This window comes from Microbacterium meiriae (assembly GCF_032364335.1).
Classification (GTDB): domain Bacteria; phylum Actinomycetota; class Actinomycetes; order Actinomycetales; family Microbacteriaceae; genus Microbacterium; species Microbacterium meiriae.
Window position 1 is genome coordinate 3,277,750 of sequence record NZ_CP133984.1, and the last position, 20,085, is coordinate 3,297,834.

Here is a 20,085-nt window from a genome sequence, read left to right on the forward strand (position 1 = left end):
ATGTCCCGGAGTCGTGTCAGCGGTGCGCGGCCACCACCTGCGCGACCGCGGCCCGCTCGTCCGCGGAGGGTTCGGCGATCGCCATGCGGCAATGCGTGTCCACGACGTCGAGCACGCGGTACGCCTCCTTCATGCGCGCCATGTCGCCGCCGATGAGCGCGACGACGTCGTCGACGGCTGCCTGTGCCGCCGCGATGGCCTCGGCATCTCCGGAGCGTCCGGCATCGGCGAGGGCGCGGAAGGGCTTCGGCGTCACGGAGGAGACGCCCGAGACGACACCCTGCGCCCCCGCCTCGACGGCCGCGATGAGGTCGCGGTCGGCGCCGGTGTAGAGCTCGAAGCCCGTCGGCACGGCCGCACGATAGGCCGCGATGTCGTCGAGCGACAGCTCGCTCACCTTCGCTCCCACCACGTTCGGAAGCGCGGCAATGCGCACGAGCAGCTCCGGCGAGACCGGGTTCCCGCTACGCGCGGGGTAGATGTAGACGTACAGGCGCCCGTCGCCCACCGCCGCGGAGACGGCGCGGTAGTAGTCGAGGATCGCGTCGTCCGTGGCGCGCAGGTAGTACGGCGTGAGCGCGGCGAACTCCGTGGCCCCGAGCTCCTTCGCGATGCCGACCAGACGCACGGCCTCGAACGTGCTCGGCTGCCCGACGTGCACGATGACGCGCATCCGGTCGGCCAGCTCCTCGAGCGCCGCGGCCACGAGCGCCCGGAACTCGTCCGCGTCCACCGCGGGGAACTCGCCCGTGGTGCCGAGGACGAAGGCGCCCTCGTTGCCCGAGTCGGCCACGAATCGGAAGATCGCGCGCGACCCCTCGAGGTCGAGGGTCCCGTCACGGTGGAACGCGGTCGGGACGGCGGTCAGGATGTCGTAGCGGGTCACTTCTCGGTCTCCTCGGAGGTCGTGCTCTTGCGGTTCTTGCGGTCAGCGCGTCCCCGGCGCGTACCCGCGTCGACGTTGCGGACGGTGGAGGTGAGCAGGTCGGGCTGCGCCGCGAGCTCGTCGTGCGCCTTCTCGATCTGCACGATGCTGTCGGTGTGGAGGATCGAGTCCTCCAACGAGGCCCGCTCGGCGCGGGGCGTGCGGGCGGCACGGATCGCCGGCATGACGATCGACAGCACCGCGAGCGCGAGCAGGACGAGGGCGATCGGGCTGACGACCTCGAAGAACGGCCGCGTCGGCAGGATCGCCAGCGTGCGGGCGAGGTTCTCCTCGGCGAGCGGACCGAGCAGCAGGCCGAGCACCACGGGTCCTGCCGGGACCTGCATGCGCTTGAGCAGCACGCCGATCACCCCGAAGACGAGCATCGTGACGACCGTCGACAGGCTGTTCGAGGTGGCGTAGGTGCCGATGATGCAGAAGATGAGGATGCCGCTCCACAGGTACGGCTGCGGCACGTCGAGCAGCTTGACCATGCCCTTCATCCGCACGAGGCTCAGCGCGAGCGACAGGAGGGTCGCGACGAGCATGATGCCGACGATCGAGACGACGAGGTCGGGGCGGTTGGTGAACAGCGTGGGCCCTGGCGTGATGCCCCAGATGATCATCGAGCCGATCATGACCGCCATCACGGAGTCGCCGGGGATGCCGAGCGCCATCGTGGTGGTGAGCGAGCCGCCGAGCGTGGCGCTGGAGGCGGTGTCGGACGCGGCGACGCCCTCGATCGACCCCTTTCCGAACATCTCCGGGTGCTTCGACGCCTTCCGCGCCCGCTCCCAGCCGATGAGCCCGGCGATGTCGCCGCCGGCCGCGGGGATGAGGCCGACGCCGAGGCCGACCGCCCCGCCGACCGCGGTGGCCCGTCCACTCTGCTTCAGCTCGGCGCGGTTCGGCCACCACCGGCCGAGGCTCGAGATCGGTCGGACGTGCGACTTCCGGTGCGTGAGGAGCTGATCGAACAGCTCGGCGATGCCGAAGAGACCGATGATGACGGCGATGAAGTTCACGCCCTCGACGAGTTCCAGCACGCCGAACGTGAAGCGCTGGTCGGCGGTGGCCGCGTAGGTGCCGACGCTGCCGAGCATCAGCCCGAAAAGACCGGCCAGGATGCCCTTGAGCATCGACTTCGACGAGATGCCGATCATGATCGCGATGCCGAAGACGACGAGCGCGAACAGCTCGGGCGACTTGAAGTAGTCCCGGGCGAAGCTGGCGATCGGCACGGCGGCGACCGAGAAGAGCACGAGCGAGGCGAGGATGCCGACGGCCGACACGATCGCGGAGATCGTCAGCGCCAGACCGGCCCTGCCCTGCTTCGCCATGGGATAGCCGTCGAGGGTGGTGGCGATGGAGGCGGGTGTCCCCGGGGTGTTGATGAGGATGGACGGCACCCGGTCGCCGAAGTTCGCCGCGACGTAGATCGTCAGGAGCACCGCGAGGCCCTGCACGGGCTCCAGGGTCATGGTGAAGCCGGCGGCGAGTGCGACGGCCATGGTCGCGGTGATGCCGGGGAAGGCGCCGACCATGAAGCCGAGCACGAGGCCGACTGCCATGTACAGCAGGATCGAGATGTCGAGGAGCGAGTTCAGCCCCTCCAGGAGCGCGTTCACAGGGGGATCCTCAGGAGCATGCCGAAGACGACGTAGACGAATGCCGTGACGGCGGCGGAGTAGATGACGAGGCTCAGCCAGCGGCGGTGGCCGTAGAGGAGCATCAGTGCGGCCATGAGCAGGGCACAGGCGATCGGGAAGACCTCGATCCGGTAGCCGAAGAGGATGACCGAGCCGAGGGACCACAGCGCGATGAAGGCGCCGGTGATCGCGATCGTCGCGATCACCCGGAGGACGCCGCCCGGCTGGATGCGCTCGAGATCCTCACGCGTGGGTGCCGGTCGCGTGATCGCCACGGCGAGCAGGGCGATCGCGATCACGACGCCGGTCACGCCGATGACGAGCGGCCAGAAGCGGGCGTCGATCTGTCCGGGGGCGGCCTCGCGGCGCAGCGGGATCTGCGTGGCGAGGAAGAGGTAGCCGGCGGTGATCGCGAGGGCGACGGCGGCGAACGCGATCTCGAGGGGACGGGAGGCGGTCGCTCCCTCGTAGCCGCCCGGCGCGACCGGCTCGGTCGCGGTGTCGGGGCTGGTCATGGTGCTCCTTCGTCGGAGGACCCGGTGGGGTCGGCGCGTGCCGACCCCACCGGAGGTGTTCAGCCCAGGAGGTCCTGGAACAGGGCGAACTGGTCGTCGACGAACCCGGTCCACTCCTCGGAGTCGCGGTAGACCACGAGGTTGCCGGCGTCGGCCTGGAACTTCTGGTAGCTCTCGGACTCCACGGCCTCCTTGACGGCGGCTTCAAGGGCGTCGTGCACGTCGTCCGGCAGTCCGGCCGGTGCGTAGATGCCGCCCCAGCCGCCGAAGACGACCTCTTCGCCGATGGCCTCCTCGACCGTCTCGACATCCTCCGCGTCGGGGTGACGCTCGTCGTTCATGACCGCGAGGATGCGGACGGCCTCGCCCTGCGCGAGCGCCTCGCCGAGTCCGGAGACGGCGGCGACGGTCTCACCGGACGCGGCGGCCGCGACCGCCGTGGCGCCGCCGTCGTAGGGGACGGGGGTGAAGTCGGCGTCGGTCGCCTGGCCGAGGCCGAGGGTGGCGGCCTCCCAGATCGAGCCGGCACCGGAGTTCGCGACCGTGACCGCGCCGGACTTCGCCTGCGTCACGAGGTCGTCGAGGGTCTCGATGCCGCTGTCGGCACCCACCGTGATGACGCCGGGAGCGAGCATGATCTGGCCGAGCAAGTCGAAGTCGTCGGGCAGCACGTCGGCGCTCTGGGTCGTGTTGAGCATCGCGATCTCGACGGGCGCGAAGCCGATGACGTAGCCGTCCGGATCCTGCGCGCCGACGTACTCCATCGCGAGCGCTCCCGCGGCACCGGGCATGTTCTCCGGGATCACGCTGACACCGAGGATCTTCTCGAGCTCGGTGGCGAGCGCGCGGGACGACAGGTCGGAGCCGCCGCCGGGATTGGCCTGGATGATCAGCCGGATGTCGTCCTCGGGATAGGTCGAGGCGGCCCCCTCGCTCTCGTCGACCTTCGTGCAGGCCGACAGCACCAGAGCGGTGGCGGCGAGGGCGGCGAAGGCAGCGGCCGCCCGAGTGATGCGCATGCGGGGCATCTTTGCTCCTCTACGTGGGTCGACCGTGTTGTCGACACCGCGAGGCTACCAGTGTTGACTGTTAACAGTCAACACTGCAGAGCGTCACCGCACCCGGCTCACGGCCAGGAGGTGCGGGCTGAGCTCCCGGATTCCGGGAACGGTGCTCCCGGCTCGCGCCAGCAGGAGAGCCGCCTGTGTGAGCGCCGTCTCCTCCGCAGGCATCTCCTCCAGCAGCAGCCCGCCGGGCCCTTCGACGCCATGGACCTCCACAACGTCGAGTCCGGCGGCGGCGGCCTCCTCGGCGAGCGAATCCGCCGTGTGGAAGTGCCCGGCAGGGAAGCGACCTCGCGAGGAGGGCGCCCCGCGCTCCAGCAGTGCGCCGTGTTCACCGTCGAGGTGGAGGTCGGTCACGCCCAGCGCGAGCTGACCGAATCCGACGAATCGTGAGAGGCCTGCCGCGAACACCCAGCCGCCGGATCGCACCACCCGTGCGGCCTCGCCGAGCGCCTGGAGGCGGTCCGCGCGATCCGCCAGGTGGTACAGCGGACCGAGGAGAAGAGCGGCATCGAAGCTGTCCGCGGTGAACGGCAACGAGCGCGCGTCGCCGACACGAGCATCCACGCCCCGCTGCGCCGCGCTGTGGACGTGCCCGCGCACCGGGTCGACGAGGATGACCTGATGGCCACGGTCCAGGAGCGACCGCGCATGGACGCCCGCCCCGCCTCCGACATCGATGACGCGACCCTCGGGGAGGTGCGCGGCGATCAGCTCCTGGATGCGCTGGTGCTCCAGAGGTCCTTGCGCCGAGCGGGTCGTCAACCGCGCCGATTCGTCGAACTGGTCCTCGTAGTAGTCGCGGATCCGCTCATCGAGCTCACGCTGGTCCATGGTCGACCTCCGATCGGTAGGCCTCCATCATCCACGCCGACCCGATCCGACGACGAGCGCCAGGCGGACATGGCCGCCTGGCGCTCTGCCCCTCCGGGGTCTAGCCGGCCGTGGCGTTCTCGTACGCCCGCATCGCCGCATCCTGCGCCTCCTTCAACGCGTCCTCGGGAGACTTGTCCCCGAGGAGCGCTGCGGTGATGGCGTTGTTGAGTTCGTTCTGGATCTCCTGGCCCGCGGGCGAGGAACCGAAGGACTGTCCGTAGTCCACCACGTCGTAGTAGGTCGAGATGACCTGGTCGAAGCCGGCGTTGCCGCTGTCCGTCACGAAGGTCTCACGGATCGACTGATCGGCGGACGGCGATCCGGTGAAGAGCCCGGTGTTGATACCGCCGTCGGTCTTCAGCGTCTCGGCACGGGCCTCGCCCGCCGCGTTCCAGGCGTCGTCCGAGGTGAGGTTCACCATCCAGGCGCACGCCGCCGAGGGGTTCTCCGCCCCGGCCGGGATCACGAACGCGGTGCCGGACGCGACCGAGAACGGCTCCCCGTCGGCATTCCGGAACGGCACCGCCTCGAGGTCGATCTGGTCGGCGTAGGGGCTGAGCACGTTCGGATACCACTGCGCGTTCACCTGCGCGCCGACCTGCTGCGCGACGAACTGGTTCTGGTCACCGAAGGCGTCGAACGAGTCGGTGAAGCTCTTGACGGCCGCGAAGCCGCCCTGCGCGTCGGTGATCTGCTTGAGCATCTCGATGCCGGCCACGTTGCTGGGGTCGTCCAGGGTGGGCGCGCCCTTCTCATCGTTGAGCTGGCCGCCCATGCCGAGGATCCACAGCCCGGCCTGGCCCGTCGCGACCGGGTCGAACCCGAGCCGCGTGGGCACACCCCCGGACTCCTGGTACATCTTCTCGACCGCGCCGAGCAGGACGTCGGGCTGCGAGGTGTCGATCTCCTCCGCCGTCACCCCCGCCTCATCGAGCACGGCCTTGTTCAGCAGGATCGCCGGCGGCTGGTAGAACTGCGGCACCGCCCACACGGCATCGTCGTAGGTGACGTCGTCGACGACGAAGGGGTACCAGTGGTCCCGCGGCGAGACGTCCTGGGCGGCGAAGCACTCGTCGAGCGGCATGATGAGGTCCTGCGCGGCATACGTGGTCACGTACCGGCGGTCCATCTGCACGACGTCGGGCACGTCGCCGCTCGCGATCCGCGTGGTGAACTTCTGCGCGTCGAAGGCCGTCGCGTCGAGGTCGACCTCGACGTCCTTCAGCTGCTCGGCGGCGTAGTCCATGCGCGAGGTGCCGACGTCGTCGGCGTTCTCGAAGCCCCACGCCTTGAGCGTGCCGCTCGGCTCAGCGCCGAAGTCGGCGTCGGCCGCCTGGTCGTCTCCCCCTCCCCCGCCGCACCCGGCGAGGACGAGGACGGATGCCGCGGCGACCGCGGTGATTCCCAGCATGCGTGTGCGCATGACTGCTCCTTTCGATCTGTGGTTCGTCATCCCTTGCGCCCCTGGGTGGCGACGCCCTCGATGAAGGCGCGCTGCCCGAAGGCGAACAGGATGAGCATGGGGAGGGTCACCAGGAGGGAGGCGACCATGACGTACTGGTAATCACCGTGACCACCCGCCGTGGGGCTGTACTTGGTCATCGCGTAGGCGATGCCGAGCGGCGCGGTGAACTCGTCCACCGATCCGGCGTTGAGGTAGATGAGGGCGGCCTGCAGGTTGTTCCAGCTCGCCTGGAACTCGAACAGGAACACAATGACGAAAGACGGTATCGACAGCGGCATCGCGATCCGCCAGAAGAGGCCCCAGGCGCTGGCCCCGTCGAGCCGCGCCGCCTCGAAAAGCTCCCGAGGAAGGCCGAGGAAGAACTGCCGCTGCAGGAAGATGTAGAAGGCCGAGCCGAAGAGGTTCATGCCCCACAGCGGCACCCATGTGCCGAGGAGTCCGGTCTCCTTCCAGATGAGGTAGATCGGGATCATCGTCACCGCGCCGGGGAGCATCATCGTCGCGAGCACGAGGCCGAACAGCAGCCCGCGCCCCGGGAAGCGGAAGTAGGCGAAGCCGAACGCCACGATCGAGCTGGAGATCGCCACGGCACCGGCGGCGAGCAGCGCGATGGCGATGCTGTTGCCCATCCAGTTCAGCAGCGGGAGCTGATTCCACACCTCGACGTAGTTCTCCGGCACGAACGTCTTCGGGATGAGGGCGTTGTCGAACACCTCCCCCCGCGGCTTGAAGCTGGCAGCGATGAGCCACGCGAAGGGGTACAGGAACAGCAGCGCGAACAGCACGAGGATGATGTTCAGCACGATCCGGGCGACGAGGCTCTTCGGCTGTCGCAGGCGCCGTCGCCAGCGCGACCGGGTCGGGGCGGGAGCCGCGACGGCCTCCGGGAGGTCGTCCCCGGTGGCCTCGACGGGGACCTGACGCAGGGTCTGGGACATCAGCGGTCTCCCTCGTAGTAGACGAAGCGGTTGCCGACCTTCACCTGGATGAGCGTGATGATCATGATGATGACGAAGAGCAGCCACGCCATCGCCGCCGCGAAGCCGAAGTTGAACTGCCGGAAGGCCTGTTGGAACAGGTAGATCGCGTAGAAGAGCGACGCCTCAGGAGACGAGTTGCTCTGATCCCGCCAGAACAGCAGATACGCCTGATCGAAGATCTGGAAGGCGGCGATCGAGAGCACGATGACGTTGAAGAACATGGCCCCCGAGATCATCGGCAGGGTGATCGAGAAGAACTTCCTGATCGGTCCCGCCCCGTCGAGCGAGGCCACCTCGTACAGCTCGACCGGCACGTTCTTGAGGGCGGCCAGGAAGATCACCATGGTTCCCGCGACGGTCCACAGCGTCATGATCACGATGCTCGGCTTGACCCACGCGGGGTCGACGAGCCACTGGGGCCCCTGGATGCCGAACAGTCGGAGGAACTGGTTGATCGCCCCGGAATTGCCGTTCAGGAGGAGGAAGAACACGGCCGCCGTGGCGACGGCCGGGGTCATCTTCGGCAGGTAGTAGAGCACGCGGAAGAATCCCGCACCTCGCCCGACCCGGTTGAGCAGCAGCGCGAGGACGAGCGCGAACACGATCTCCAGCGGCACCGCCATCACCACGTAGAACAGCGTGTTGGCGAGCGAGACGCCCACCCGCGGATCCTCGAAGAGGTTGGCGTAGTTGTCGATGCCGACCGGGCGCGCGCTGTTCGTGGCGAGGTTGTAGCTGCTGAACGAGATGTACAGGCTGTAGACCATCGCGCCGGCCGTGAAGATGAGGAATCCGATGAGCCATGGCGAGATGAAGAGATAGCCGGCGAGGGCTTCTCGGCGGTTGTACCGGTCCCGCTGGCGGGTCTTGAGCGGCATCCACCTGCCTCCTTTCCGAGGACGCGCAGACACGGCGCTCTGGTCCTGGCGCGATGGTAGATCCGGAGAAGCGGTTCTCCGCGGGGCTTGCGCAGAACCGTTTCCTGTGGTTCACCTGAATGCCGCCGGACGGTCTGGCGCCCCGGGTGCGGTTCCTCCCTAGGATGAGGGGAATAGACACGGAGGAGGGCCGGGGGAATGTTCGACGAGCGACGGCGACAGGCAGCGCTCGAGGAACTGGGGATCCTTGACACGCCACCCGATGAGCGGGTGGATCGGGTGGCACGACTGGCGAAGGAGATGTTCGGCGTGCCGATGGTCAGCGTCTCGCTGATCGATCGCGACCGGCAGTGGCGCAAATCGCAGATCGGCCTCGGGGGGAACGAGGCACCGCGACAGGATTCGTTCTGCGACTACACCGTGTCGCAGGACCGGACGGTGGTGGTGGAGGATGCGAGCACGACCGACCTCTTCGCCGAGAATCCGTTCGTGACCGGCGACCCGCACCTGCGCTTCTACGCGGCCCATCCGCTGCACGCGCCGGGAGGGGAGCCGGTCGGGACGCTGTGCGTGCTCGACACCGAGCCGCACACATTCACCGACGCCCAGCAGGACCTCCTGCGCGACCTCGCGTTCTGGGTGCAGACGGAGCTGGCACAGGACGCCGACGTCGACCACGCCGCCGTGGTGCAGCGAGCGCTGCGCCCCCGGGCGCACCCGAAGATCGCCGGGTACACGATCGCCGCCGGTGCCGCCCCGCGGGGAACGCTCGCCGGGGACTACTACGACTTCTCGCGCCACGGCGAGGCCCTGCGCGTGACCCTGGCCGATGCCATGGGCAAGGGCACGGGGCCGGCGTTGGTCGCGGCCACGGTGCGGGCGTCCCTGCGCACGGCGCCGGAGCGCTCGCTGTCCGACGCCGTGATCGAGGTGGACCGCCTGCTCGAGGACGATCTCGCGGACACGTCGATGTTCGTCACGGCGGTCGTCGCCGAGCTGCGGCCGGAGACGGGAGAGCTCGAGGTCATCGACGCCGGCCACAGCCTCGCGTTCGTCGTCCGCGCAGACGGGTCGTGGACGCCCCTGCGCTCCACGAACCTGCCCTTGGGCATGGGGATGGGCCTCGCCGACCCCCGGGTCCCGGTGACGACGCGGCTCGAGGTGGGGGACGCCTTCATCTGCTGCAGCGACGGTCTCCTCGACGTCCTCGACGCCGACGACCCGTTCGGCCACGTGGAGCGGGTGCTCACCGCGATGGGACCGGACGGCGCCGTGCGCGAGGCCCTGCGACTCGCGAACGATGAGCGCGCCACCGACGACATCACCGTCGTGGTCGTGCGGAGGGACGCGTGACCGCCCGGTTCGCGACCATCCGCGTCCTCGCGCTGCTGTCGGTCCTGCTCGGCGTGAACTACGTCGCCTGGCGCTGGCTGGAGTCGGTGAACTGGTCGGCCTGGTGGATCGCGGTGCCGCTCGTGATCGCCGAGACGTACAGCCTCATCGACACGTTCCTGTTCTGCCTGACGATGTGGCGCGCGAAGGAGCGTCCGGCGCCGGTGTCGCCTCCGCAGGGCACCGTCGACGTGTTCATCACGACCTACGACGAGCCGATCGAGCTCGTCATGACCACCGCGAACGCGGCGAAGCGGATCGCCTACCCGCACTCGACCTGGATCCTCGACGACGGCTCCCGCCCCGAGCTCGAAGCCGAAGCCCGGGCCGCCGGCGTCGGCTATCTCACGCGTTCCGAGGACTGGACGGGCAAGCCCCGGCACGCCAAGGCGGGCAATCTCAACAGCGCCCTCTTCCAGACCGACGGCGAGTTCCTCCTCATCCTCGACGCCGACCAGGTGCCGGACCCGCTGATCCTGCACCGCACGCTCGGCTACTTCGCCGATGATCCCGAGGTCGCCCTCGTGCAGACGCCGCAATGGTTCGTGAACGTCGACGAGGCCGACCCGCTCGGCAGCCAGGCGCCCCTCTTCTACGGGCCGATCCAGCAGGGGAAGGACGGCTGGAACGCGGCCTTCTTCTGCGGCTCGAACGCCGTGCTCCGCCGCGAAGCACTGATGCAGCTCGGCATCGTCGGCTACGTGCGGAACGTGACCGACTCCGCCGCGCGGGCCCTCAAGGCGTCCGAGGCCCTCATCGCCCGCGAGGCCGAGGCGGCGACCGACCCGGCGCTCGCCACCGAGCTCGGCGCGCTCCGCATCGCGATCGCACGCGGACGCAAGGAGCTCGCCGCGGGCGAGTCGGTCGCCGAGGTGGCCGCCCGCGTGGGGGAAGCCGTCGACAGTGCCTCCCGCATCCTCGTCGCCCACGACCTCGAGGGCATCCGTGCCGACCTCGCAGTGATCGAGTCCCTGCCGGTGCAGCAGGACGCGGAGCTCGGGCAGGTGATCGTGGACGAGGCAGGGCTCGAAGCCCTCGCCTCCTCCGACCTCTCCCCCCTCACCGCCGTCGAGGCCGTCCGTGGGCTGCTCGATGCGCTCCGCCTCGACCGGGCGGACGAGGCGCAGCCGATCCTCCCCCTCGCCACGATCTCGGTGACCGAGGACATGGCCACGGCGATGCAGCTCCACGCCCTCGGCTGGAAGAGCGTCTACCACCACGAGATCCTGGCTCACGGGCTCGCCCCGGAAGACCTCCGGACGATGCTCACCCAGCGGCTGCGGTGGGCCCAGGGCACGCTCCAGGTCATGCTGCGCGACAACCCCCTGGCCAAGCGCGGACTCTCGGTGGGGCAGCGCCTCATGTACTTCGCGACGATGTGGAGCTACCTCTCGGGCTTCGCCGCGATCGTCTACCTCGCCGCCCCGGTGATCTATCTCGTGTTCGGGGTGCTCCCCGTCACCGCCTGGTCGGTCGACTTCTTCGCGCGGTTCCTGCCGTACTTCCTCGTCAACCAGGCGCTGTTCCTCGTGGTCGCGAAGGGGGTGAAGACCTGGCGAGGTCAGCAGTACTCGCTTGCGCTGTTCCCCGTGTGGATCCGCGCGTGCTGGACGGCCTTCGCCAACGTGGTGCTCGGCCGACCGCTCTCCTTCGCCGTGACCAGGAAGGACGGCCGCGATCCTCGGGGCATCCCGTGGCGCGAGATCTGGCCGCAGCTCACCGCCATGGTCGTCCTCGTGATCGCCCTCATCATCGGGGTCGCCCGGGTCATCGTCGGCACCGGCGACGGCACCGGCACCCTCGTCAACACCGCCTGGGTCCTGTACGACCTGGTCGTCCTCAGCGTCATCATCCAGGCGGCACGCTACCGCGGTCCCGCCGCCCAGGTCCTCGAGAAGGAGTCGAATGAACGTCAGCACTGACACCAGGGACGGCTATGCCGTCGTCACGATCACGGGCCGCCTGACCGCCTCGGGAGCGCCGTTGCTGCGCAACGCGGTGAGCGACCTCGTCGCCGCGGGGCAGCCGCGCATCGCGATCGACCTGAGCGGTACGGAGTTCGTCGACTCCTCCGGTCTCGGCGCCCTCGTCGGCGGCCTCAAGAGCGCCCGCGTGGCCGGCGGCGATCTGCGCATCGCCGCCGTTCCCGAGGCCGTGCGCACCGTCCTCCACCTGACCAACCTCGATCGCGTGCTGCGCGACTACCCGACGCCGGAATCGGCATTCGATGGACGCTGAGTCCCGGGCGTTCCACATCGACGGGCCCGCCGGGCTCGCCCTCGTCGACCGCGCCCTCGACGAGCTCGACCGGCTCTGGGCTCGGGCGCCGGAGGTACTGGCCCAGGACCAGGTGCTGTTCAGCCTCGCGCTGAGCGAGGTCACGACCAACATCGCGCAGCACAACGAACGCGCGGACGTCGTGCTGAGCATCGACGTCCGGGTGACCGCGGAGGAGCTGCGCGCCTACGTCCGCGACACCGCCCCGCCGGCACCGATCGACTGGGACGCCGTGTCGATGCCGGGCGAGGAGGCGGAGAGCGGACGCGGACTCGCGCTTTCGCAGGCCGCGCTCGACGAGTTCACCCACACGGTCACCGATCTCGGCAACACCTGGGTCCTCGTCCGGCGCGTTGATCCCGCGCGCGAGGCGGCCGACTAGTCGGTCAGGCGAGCCAGGCCGGCGCGCGTCCGCGGAGTGCCGCGGCGTCGATGGAGTAACGCCCGGCGCCGGTGAGGGCGAGGGCGAGGGCCGCGGCGCCGAGCACCGCCACGAACTCGTAGCCGCCCGCCGTGACCCACAGGCCGGCGGGCAGGTGCACCAGCACGAGCGCCACCAGCATGTCGGCCGCGAGCAGGATGCCGACCGGGCGCGTCAGCAGGCCGAGGATCAGCAGGATCCCGCCGATGAGCTCGAGGAAGGCGACGACGGGTGCGGCGATCTCGGCGAGCGGCACCCCCATGCCGGCGAAGCTGCCGATGGTGCCGGGGATCGTGAACTCGAAGATCTTCTGAGCGCCGTGGGCGGCGAAGATCGCGCCGACGACGATGCGCAGGACGAGGAGTCCGAGCGACGAGGCGGAGGTGGCGGAGGCTGTGGTGTTCGTCATGAGGAGGTTCTTCCTTCGTGGCAGGACACCCGCGCGGGCGCGGACCAGGGCTCTTGCCCTGGCCCCCACGGTAGGAACCGTTCTTTTCCGTCCGCTGAACGCCTCGGCACCGGCGGACGCAGGCTCAGCGGGAGCCGACCTCGTGGAGCATCCGCTCCCGGGCGCCGTCGAGGTGAGCCGAGAGGACCGCGGCGGCGTCCTCCGGGGCTCCCGTGCGCATGACGTCGAGCAGCGTCACGTGATCGTCCGACGACTCGTGCAGGTCCTCGTCGTGGTTGATCGTGACCTCGAGGAGGGCCGTGAAGGTCGGGAGGTACTGATTCCAGGCACCCTCCAGCCGGGGGTGATCGGCGAGGGCGTAGATCTGGGAGTGGAAGTCGAGGTCGGCGGTGACGAAGGCGGCGTGATCACCGGCATCCGCGGCCTCGGCCATGCGCTGGACGGCGTCGGCCATCGGCTGCCACCGCTCGTCGTCGTCGACCCGCATCGCTCGGGAGAGGGCGAGCTGCTCCAGCGCGCCCCGGAGGCTGTAGAGCTGGTCGACGTCGTCGCTCGTGAGGCCCACGATGTAGACGCCCCGCGGGCGCTGCACCTCGACGAGCTTCTCGAAGCTGAGCTGGGTCAGGGCGTCGCGCACGGGGCCGCGGCTGACGGCGAACTCCTCGGCGAGGGCCTCCTCGGTGAGGCGGGCCCCCGGGGCGAGCTCCCCTCGCACGATGCGCTGGCGCAGCACGCGTGCGACCTGCGCTCCGAGCGACTCCCCGCGCGTGACGGTCTGCGTCATGGTGACCTCCTGTTAACAGTTGACAGGATACACACCGGGGTGCGCGGTCAGGCTCCGGAGCGCGGACTCCAGAGCACGAGCTCCGTCGAGCGCCGGATGCGGCGGCCGGTCGGCATCGGCACGACCCCCGCGGAGCCGGCGGCGAACACCCGCACGCCGGGGCGGTTCTCCCGCTCGGCACGGAGGGCGCCCTCCAGCGCGAGCACGCGGTCGCGCAGCATCCGGTTCTCGTCCTCCAGGTCGAGGAGACGGGCGATCGCCGGGAGACTGACCCCTTCGGAGGAGAGCTGGGCCACCTCGCGCAGCTGCTCGATGTTGCGGTGCGAGTAACGACGGGATCCGCCGGGCGTCCGACCCGGCACCACGAGGCCGATCCGGTCGTACTGACGGAGGGTCTGGGGGTGCAGGCCGGAGAGCTTGGCGGCTGCGGCGATCGCGAAGACCGGAGTGTCCGCGTCCATCACGCCTTCCTTCCTGGTTTCACATCAGGCCGTCGCGCCTGGTCAGGCAGCTCCTTCCCGGAACCGCCTGACCCGGCGCGAAAGCCTGTTCTCGTCAACGGCGGGCTTTCGCCATGAGCTCGGCCCGCGGGTTCTCCTGAGGCTCCAGCTCCTGGAACCTCTCGAGGGCCTCGCGCGCGGCGTCGTCGAGGTGCGTCGGGACCGCGACCTGGAGCTCGGCGAGCAGGTCACCGGTCCCCTTCGCGGTCGCGACACCCCGACCCTTGACGCGGAGCACGCGGCCCGACGGCGTCCCGGGGGCCACACGCAGCTTCACCACGTCGCCGCCGAGCGTCGGAACCTCGATGGTCGCGCCCAGCGTCGCCTCGGTGAAGGTCACGGGGACCACCACGCGGAGGTTGAGGCCGTCCCGCGTGAAGACCGGGTGCGGGCGCACCGTGATCTGCACCACGATGTCTCCGTTCTCCCCGCCGTCCGGCGAGGGACGACCACGGCCGCGCAGCCGGATCTTCTGCCCGTCGGCGACACCCGCGGGGATCTTCACCTTGAACGGCTTGCCGTCCTCGCCCTGCAGGGTGATCGTCTCGCCCTGCACGGCGGTGCTGAAGTCCAGCGTGGTGCGGGCCGTGACGTCGGCGCCGCGCTGCGGACCGCCGAAGCCACGGAAGCCGCCGCTCGGCTGGCCGAATCGGCCACCGCCGAACGAGCCGCCCTGGCCCTGGTTGAACATCGCGAAGATGTCCTCGAAGTCGGCGGTCTGGCCGCGCCCCTGCTGTCCGAACCGGCTGAAGACGTCTTCGAACCCGCCGGCGCCCGAGCCGCTCGCCGTGAAGCGAGCGCCCGAACCCATGGCGCGGATCTCGTCGTACTCCTTGCGCTGCTCGGCGTCGGAGAGCACCGAGTAGGCCTCGCTGATCTCCTTGAACTTGGCCTCCGCCTTCGTATCGCCCTGATTAGAATCGGGGTGATACTTGCGCGCGAGCTTGCGGTACGTCTTCTTCAGGTCAGCGTCGCTGACGTCCTTCGAGACCCCGAGGGTCTTGTAGAAGTCCTTGTCGAACCAATCCTGGCTGGCCATCGATCACCTACTCCGCAGGGACGGCGACGACGACCTTCGCAGGACGCAGCTCGACCTCGCCGAGGCGGTACCCCACCTCGACGACCTCGAGCACCGTGGTCTTCGAGGTGCCGGGGGTCGGCTGCTGGAAGATCGCCTCGTGACGCTGGGGGTCGAACTCCTCGCCCTTCTCGCCGTAGGCGACCACGCCGAGGCGCTCCACGACCGCGCGCACCTTCTCGGCGATCACGGCGAAGGGGCTGCCCTCGACCAGATCACCGTGCTGCTCGGCGCGGGCCAGGTCGTCGAGCACGGGGATGAGGCCCTTGGCGGCCTCGCCCTTCGCGCGCTCGATCTCGATCTGGCGCTGCTCCTCGGTGCGGCGGCGGTAGTTCGCGTACTCGGCCTGCAGGCGCTTGAGGTCGGTCAGCAGGGCGTTCTCGGCGTCGGCGATCGCGGCGTCGCCGGCGGCGGCATCCGCGGTCTGGGCGGCGCCGAGGATGTCCTCGACCGTCAGCCCCTCCTCGGTCTCGGCAGCCGCGTCGACCGGAGTCTCGTCGGAGCCCTCGGCGGCCTTCGCCTCGCGGGAGTCCTGGTTCTGCGGCACGGGGCCGGATGCCTGAGCATCCGACCCCTCCGGAACCTCGTTCTCGTCGAAGTTCTTGTCCGTCATGATTACTTCTTCTCGTCCTCGTCGTCGACGACCTCGGCGTCGATGACGTCCTCCTCGGAGGAGGGGGCGTCACCGGTCGGGGCCTCGCCCTCGGCCGAAGCGCCGGCGGCGTCCGCCTGCGAGGAGGCGTAGATCGCCTCGCCGAGCTTCGACTGGGACTGGTTGAGCTTCTCGAACGCGGTCTTCACGGCCTCGTCGTCGTCGCCGGCCAGAGCCGTCTTGAGCGCGTCGACGTCGGCCTTGACCTCGGTCTTCACGTCCTCGGGGAGCTTGTCCTCGTTCTCGGAGATGAGCTTCTCGATCGAGTAGGCGAGGGTCTCCGCCTGGTTGCGGGTCTCCGCGGCCTCACGACGCGCCTTGTCCTCGGCGGCGTGCTCCTCGGCCTCGCGCACCATGCGCTCGATGTCCTCCTTCGACAGCGACGAGCCGCCGGAGATGACGATCGACTTCTCGGTACCGGTGCCCTTGTCCTTCGCGGACACGTGCACGATGCCGTTGGCGTCGATATCGAAGGTGACCTCGATCTGCGGGATGCCGCGGGGAGCCGGGGCGATGCCCGTCAGCTCGAACGTGCCGAGCGGCTTGTTGTCGCGCGTGAAGTCACGCTCGCCCTGGAAGACCTGGATCGCGACGGACGGCTGGTTGTCGTCGGCCGTGGTGAAGGTCTCGCTCCGCTTGGTCGGGATGGCCGTGTTGCGCTCGATGAGCTTGGTCATCATGCCGCCCTTGGTCTCGATGCCGAGGGAGAGCGGGGTGACGTCGATGAGGAGGACGTCCTTGCGCTCGCCCTTCAGGACGCCGGCCTGCAGCGCGGCGCCGACGGCGACGACCTCGTCCGGGTTCACGCCCTTGTTGGCCTCCTTGCCGGTCTCGCGCTTGACGAGCTCGGCGACGGCCGGCATACGGGTCGAACCACCCACGAGGACGATGTGGTCGATGTCGGACACCTTGATGCCGGCTTCGCGGATGACGTCCTCGAACGGCTTCTTGGTGCGGTCGAGCAGGTCCTTCGTGAGGTCCTCGAACTTCGCGCGGGTCACGGTCTCGGAGAGTGAGACGGGGCCCGAGTCGGTCAGCGACAGGTACGGGAGGTTGATGCTCGTGGACGTGGAGCTGGAGAGCTCCTTCTTCGCCTGCTCCGCAGCCTCCTTGAGGCGCTGCAGCGCGATCTTGTCACCCGAGACGTCGACGCCCGTGGTCTCCTTGAACTGCTTGATCAGGTAGTCGACGAGGCGCTGGTCCCAGTCGTCACCGCCGAGGCGGTTGTCACCGGCAGTGGCGCGCACCTGGATCGTGGAGAAGTCGTCGTCCTTGCCCACCTCGAGGAGGGAGACGTCGAACGTTCCACCACCGAGGTCGAAAACGAGGATGAGCTCGTCCTCCTTGCCCTTGTCGAGGCCATAGGCGAGGGCCGCGGCGGTCGGCTCGTTGATGATGCGGAGCACGTTGAGACCCGCGATCTCACCGGCTTCCTTGGTGGCCTGGCGCTCGGCGTCGTTGAAGTACGCGGGGACCGTGATGACCGCGTCGGTCACGGTGTCGCCGAGGTAGGACTCGGCATCGCGCTTCAGCTTCTGGAGGATGCGCGCGGAGATCTCCTGCGGCGTCCACTTCTTGCCGTCGACGTCGAAGCTCCAGTCGGTGCCCATGTGGCGCTTGACCGAGGCGATCGTCCGGTCGACGTTGGTGACGGCCTGGCGCTTCGCGGTCTCGCCGACGAGCACCTCCCCGTCCTTGGTGAAGGCGACGACCGAAGGGGTCGTGCGGAAGCCCTCTGCGTTGGCGATGACCTTGGGCTCGCCACCCTCGAGGACGCTGACGACGGAGTTGGTGGTTCCGAGGTCGATACCGACAGCACGTGCCATGTGTTCTCTCCTTTGTTGGGAAGTCTGTAGTGGTCCGAAAACCTGCGGCGATCAGGGAAACCTGAGTCGCGATGGCTCAAGTGTACGCCGGGGCCGAAAGGCTGTCAAATGAACTTGATATGAACAGGCTCAAGTTTTCCCGCCGGGCGGTCAGAACGGCGCGTCCGTCGATCCTTCGGCGAAGGTGACGGTGTTCGACGGCGGCGGGCGGTCGATGTAGACCCTCCCCGTCGGACTCGTCCAGGCATAGAGGCCGTCGCCACGCGCCTCGACATGCCAGGCGGACTGATGTTTCAAGACATGATGTCGACGGCACAGATGGCCGAGATTCGAGGCGGACGTCTCCCCGCCCAGCGCGGCGTCACGGTGGTGATCGATGTCGCACTCCGCGGGCGGATATCCGCAACCGGGGAAGCGGCATCGCTGATCTCGGGCCCGCAGGTGGCGTCGCAGTTCCGCGTTCGGGCGATACCGGTCGACGGCGAGGACGGTGCCCGTCACGGGGTGCGTGAGGATGCGATCCCATCCGGAGGCGGCCCCTGCCAGCCTCCGTGCCGTGGCGGGGTCGATCGGGGTGCGCCCGTCGAGTTCCGCCGGCGCCGTTCCCCGACCGAGGAGGGTCATGACGGGGACCGTGATCGCGACCGTGGGGACGATGGCGGCCAGCGCGCCGTCATGATCATCATGGCCGGCCGGCGCACCGGTGAGGAGGAGGTCGAGCGCGAGGTCGGCCCGGGACTGGGCGATGGTGCGCAGGTCCGTCGGGTCATCGCCGGCCTGCGTGGTCGTGGCCATGGTGGTCAGCCGGTCGAACACGCCGTGCACCAGCGCCGCCGGCCCCAGAAGTCCGAGCTCAGCCATCCCGTCAGGGGCATCCCGTACCCACACGCGCCGCCGCTCACGGGCATCCTCGTGACGGTCCGCGAGGGTATGCGGCTGAAACTCCTCCGCGGCCCGGCGCGCCATGCGCGCGACCCGGTTCGGCGCCTCGCTCTCGGCGAAGGCGATCATCCGCGCGGAGAAGGCGTCGCGATCCGCCTCGTCTTCGAGGTGCGCACCCGCCTCCGCGATGACGCGGGCTTGCTGGGCGGTGACCTGCCCCGCGCCCCATGCACCCCACAGCCGCGGAAAGCGCTCGACGATCCAGACCGCATCGGCCATCCGCCGCTGCACCGTCCTGTCGCTCGCCCGCAGCGCGGCAGCGAACTCGGCCGCGACCGTGCGCACGCTCAGATCCGCGCCGTCCGGATGGGCGGCCTGCGCCGCGGCCTCCACGGCCAGGCGCGACCCCAGCGCCAGGATCCCGTCCCGCGCGGCCTGCAGTCCATTGATCGACCGCTCAACACCGACGAGCATCTCGGTGAGCGCTCGGAGCGCCTCCACCTGCTCGATCGTCGCGTCCGCCAGTCCTGTCATACCCCGAGTGAAGCAGGGACCACCGACATTGAAACCCCAGTTCAGGTGGAGTAAACGATATGCCGGGATGCAGTGCGCGCCACGGCGAACACGCCGAGCCCGCTCCGCCTCGGTGGCCGCGAGCCGACATGCTTGACTCTCACACGGTGTCAGACGGGAGAACAGAGACATGTTGTCCATCGGAGCGTTCGCGCAGATCGGCCAGGTGACCCACCGGATGCTCCGGCACTGGGACACGGCCGGGCTGCTCGTCCCCGCCCACGTGGACGAGTTCACCGGCTACCGGTCGTACGATCCGGCGCAGCTCGAGCGCCTGCACCGGATCGTCGCCCTGCGTCAGCTCGGCTTCGGTCTCGACGACATCTCGGCGATCCTCGCCCAGGGCGTCGACGCCGACCGGATCGCGGCGCTTCTGCGCGTCCGGCGCGCCGAGGTGGAGCAGGAGCACCGGCTCGCGGCCGCGCGACTCGTCGATGTGGAACGGCGCCTCCACCTCATCGAGAAGGAGAAGCACATGTCGCAGATCGAGATCGTCCAGAAGCCCCTCCCCGCCGTGCGTCTGGCCGCCGTCCGCTCCGTCGTCGCCGAGCAGCCCGCGGTCGCGGAGGTCGTGGGACCCGCCTTCGACGCCGTGGCAGAGGTCATCGGAGACGAATGCGGCTCTCTCACCACCCCGATCGCCCTGTACCGGACGCTGCCGGACGGGATGGAGGTCATCGCCGGGTACTCGTATACCGGTCCAGCCGCCGACGGGATCGAGATCGTCGAGCTCCCCGCTGAGGAGGACGCGGTCTGCGGGGTGCACCTCGGCTCGATGGAGCGGATCGCCGAGAGCTGGCACGCGATCCACACCGAGGTCGTCGCGCGCGGCCTCGTGCATGCGGGGCCCTGTCGGGAGCTCTACGTCCGCGCCGTGGGAGACGACCAGTCGGACTGGGTCACGGAACTCCAGCAGCCCGTCGCGCGCCGCTGACGAGG

Annotated in this window: 20 protein-coding genes; 5 read left to right on the forward strand and 15 right to left on the reverse strand. The window is 69.4% G+C overall.

Annotated elements, in window-relative coordinates:
* Positions 1–16: 16 nt before the first annotated feature.
* From RI211_RS15975 to RI211_RS16010, 8 genes are all read right to left on the reverse strand, one after another.
* Positions 17–886: a dihydrodipicolinate synthase family protein gene (locus RI211_RS15975; protein ID WP_315636569.1), complete on the reverse strand. Its 870-nt coding sequence runs from the start codon at positions 884–886 to the stop codon at positions 17–19.
* Positions 883–2,553 carry a tripartite tricarboxylate transporter permease gene (locus tag RI211_RS15980; protein WP_315636571.1) on the reverse strand — a complete coding sequence of 557 codons (1,671 nt, stop codon included), beginning with the start codon at positions 2,551–2,553 and terminating at the stop codon, positions 883–885. The genes RI211_RS15975 and RI211_RS15980 overlap by 4 nt, the downstream gene beginning before the upstream one ends.
* The gene (locus tag RI211_RS15985; RefSeq protein ID WP_315636573.1) at positions 2,550–3,089 is read right to left on the reverse strand and encodes a tripartite tricarboxylate transporter TctB family protein; all 540 of its coding nucleotides are present in this window, start codon (positions 3,087–3,089) and stop codon (positions 2,550–2,552) included. The genes RI211_RS15980 and RI211_RS15985 overlap by 4 nt, the downstream gene beginning before the upstream one ends.
* A gap of 59 nt (positions 3,090–3,148) precedes the next feature.
* Positions 3,149–4,108 (reverse strand): tripartite tricarboxylate transporter substrate binding protein, encoded by a 960-nt coding sequence (locus tag RI211_RS15990; protein ID WP_315636575.1) that lies wholly within the window; start codon positions 4,106–4,108, stop codon positions 3,149–3,151.
* Between the two features lie 93 nt (positions 4,109–4,201).
* Entirely contained in the window at positions 4,202–4,987 is a 786-nt protein-coding gene (locus tag RI211_RS15995) for a class I SAM-dependent methyltransferase (RefSeq protein WP_315636577.1), read from the reverse strand.
* A 100-nt stretch (positions 4,988–5,087) separates the two neighbouring features.
* Positions 5,088–6,452 carry a type 2 periplasmic-binding domain-containing protein gene (locus tag RI211_RS16000; RefSeq protein ID WP_315636579.1) on the reverse strand — a complete coding sequence of 455 codons (1,365 nt, stop codon included), beginning with the start codon at positions 6,450–6,452 and terminating at the stop codon, positions 5,088–5,090.
* A gap of 26 nt (positions 6,453–6,478) precedes the next feature.
* Positions 6,479–7,432 carry a carbohydrate ABC transporter permease gene (locus tag RI211_RS16005; RefSeq protein WP_315636581.1) on the reverse strand — a complete coding sequence of 318 codons (954 nt, stop codon included), beginning with the start codon at positions 7,430–7,432 and terminating at the stop codon, positions 6,479–6,481.
* The gene (locus RI211_RS16010; protein WP_187662645.1) at positions 7,432–8,352 is read right to left on the reverse strand and encodes a carbohydrate ABC transporter permease; all 921 of its coding nucleotides are present in this window, start codon (positions 8,350–8,352) and stop codon (positions 7,432–7,434) included. The genes RI211_RS16005 and RI211_RS16010 overlap by 1 nt, the downstream gene beginning before the upstream one ends.
* Before the next feature lie 198 nt (positions 8,353–8,550).
* Between RI211_RS16010 and RI211_RS16015 the strand changes: the two genes are divergently transcribed.
* The 4 genes from RI211_RS16015 to RI211_RS16030 are packed head-to-tail and all read left to right on the forward strand — an operon-like array spanning position 8,551 to position 12,403.
* Positions 8,551–9,705, forward strand: a complete 1,155-nt coding sequence (locus RI211_RS16015; RefSeq protein ID WP_315636583.1) for a PP2C family protein-serine/threonine phosphatase — start codon at positions 8,551–8,553, stop codon at positions 9,703–9,705.
* Positions 9,702–11,666: a glycosyltransferase family 2 protein gene (locus RI211_RS16020; RefSeq protein WP_315636584.1), complete on the forward strand. Its 1,965-nt coding sequence runs from the start codon at positions 9,702–9,704 to the stop codon at positions 11,664–11,666. Before RI211_RS16015 ends, RI211_RS16020 begins: the two co-directional genes overlap by 4 nt.
* On the forward strand, positions 11,650–11,982 hold the full coding sequence (locus RI211_RS16025) for an STAS domain-containing protein (RefSeq protein ID WP_187662648.1): 333 nt from the start codon (positions 11,650–11,652) through the stop codon (positions 11,980–11,982). The genes RI211_RS16020 and RI211_RS16025 overlap by 17 nt, the downstream gene beginning before the upstream one ends.
* Positions 11,972–12,403 carry an ATP-binding protein gene (locus RI211_RS16030; protein ID WP_315636586.1) on the forward strand — a complete coding sequence of 144 codons (432 nt, stop codon included), beginning with the start codon at positions 11,972–11,974 and terminating at the stop codon, positions 12,401–12,403. Before RI211_RS16025 ends, RI211_RS16030 begins: the two co-directional genes overlap by 11 nt.
* Positions 12,404–12,407: 4 nt before the next feature.
* On the opposite strand, the gene RI211_RS16035 is transcribed toward RI211_RS16030, so the two are convergent.
* The 7 genes from RI211_RS16035 to RI211_RS16065 form a co-directional block, all read right to left on the reverse strand.
* Positions 12,408–12,851, reverse strand: a complete 444-nt coding sequence (locus tag RI211_RS16035) for a DoxX family protein (protein ID WP_315636588.1) — start codon at positions 12,849–12,851, stop codon at positions 12,408–12,410.
* 124 nt (positions 12,852–12,975) lie between these two features.
* The gene (locus tag RI211_RS16040; protein WP_187662651.1) at positions 12,976–13,635 is read right to left on the reverse strand and encodes a GntR family transcriptional regulator; all 660 of its coding nucleotides are present in this window, start codon (positions 13,633–13,635) and stop codon (positions 12,976–12,978) included.
* 47 nt (positions 13,636–13,682) lie between these two features.
* The gene (locus RI211_RS16045) at positions 13,683–14,096 is read right to left on the reverse strand and encodes a heat shock protein transcriptional repressor HspR (protein WP_187662652.1); all 414 of its coding nucleotides are present in this window, start codon (positions 14,094–14,096) and stop codon (positions 13,683–13,685) included.
* Positions 14,097–14,190: 94 nt separating this feature from the next.
* On the reverse strand, positions 14,191–15,174 hold the full coding sequence (locus tag RI211_RS16050) for a DnaJ C-terminal domain-containing protein (RefSeq protein WP_315636592.1): 984 nt from the start codon (positions 15,172–15,174) through the stop codon (positions 14,191–14,193).
* A 7-nt stretch (positions 15,175–15,181) separates the two neighbouring features.
* A complete protein-coding gene (locus RI211_RS16055; RefSeq protein WP_071329295.1) occupies positions 15,182–15,826 on the reverse strand; it encodes a nucleotide exchange factor GrpE in 645 nt (214 codons plus the stop codon).
* Between the two features lie 2 nt (positions 15,827–15,828).
* The gene (dnaK, locus tag RI211_RS16060; RefSeq protein ID WP_187662654.1) at positions 15,829–17,691 is read right to left on the reverse strand and encodes a molecular chaperone DnaK; all 1,863 of its coding nucleotides are present in this window, start codon (positions 17,689–17,691) and stop codon (positions 15,829–15,831) included.
* Positions 17,692–17,841: 150 nt separating this feature from the next.
* A complete protein-coding gene (locus RI211_RS16065) occupies positions 17,842–19,278 on the reverse strand; it encodes an HNH endonuclease signature motif containing protein (RefSeq protein ID WP_315714402.1) in 1,437 nt (478 codons plus the stop codon).
* Between RI211_RS16065 and RI211_RS16070 the strand changes: the two genes are divergently transcribed.
* Complete coding sequence (locus RI211_RS16070) at positions 19,277–20,080, forward strand: MerR family transcriptional regulator (RefSeq protein WP_315636600.1); 804 nt, start codon at positions 19,277–19,279, stop codon at positions 20,078–20,080. The genes RI211_RS16065 and RI211_RS16070 overlap by 2 nt on opposite strands.
* Positions 20,081–20,085: the final 5 nt, after the last annotated feature.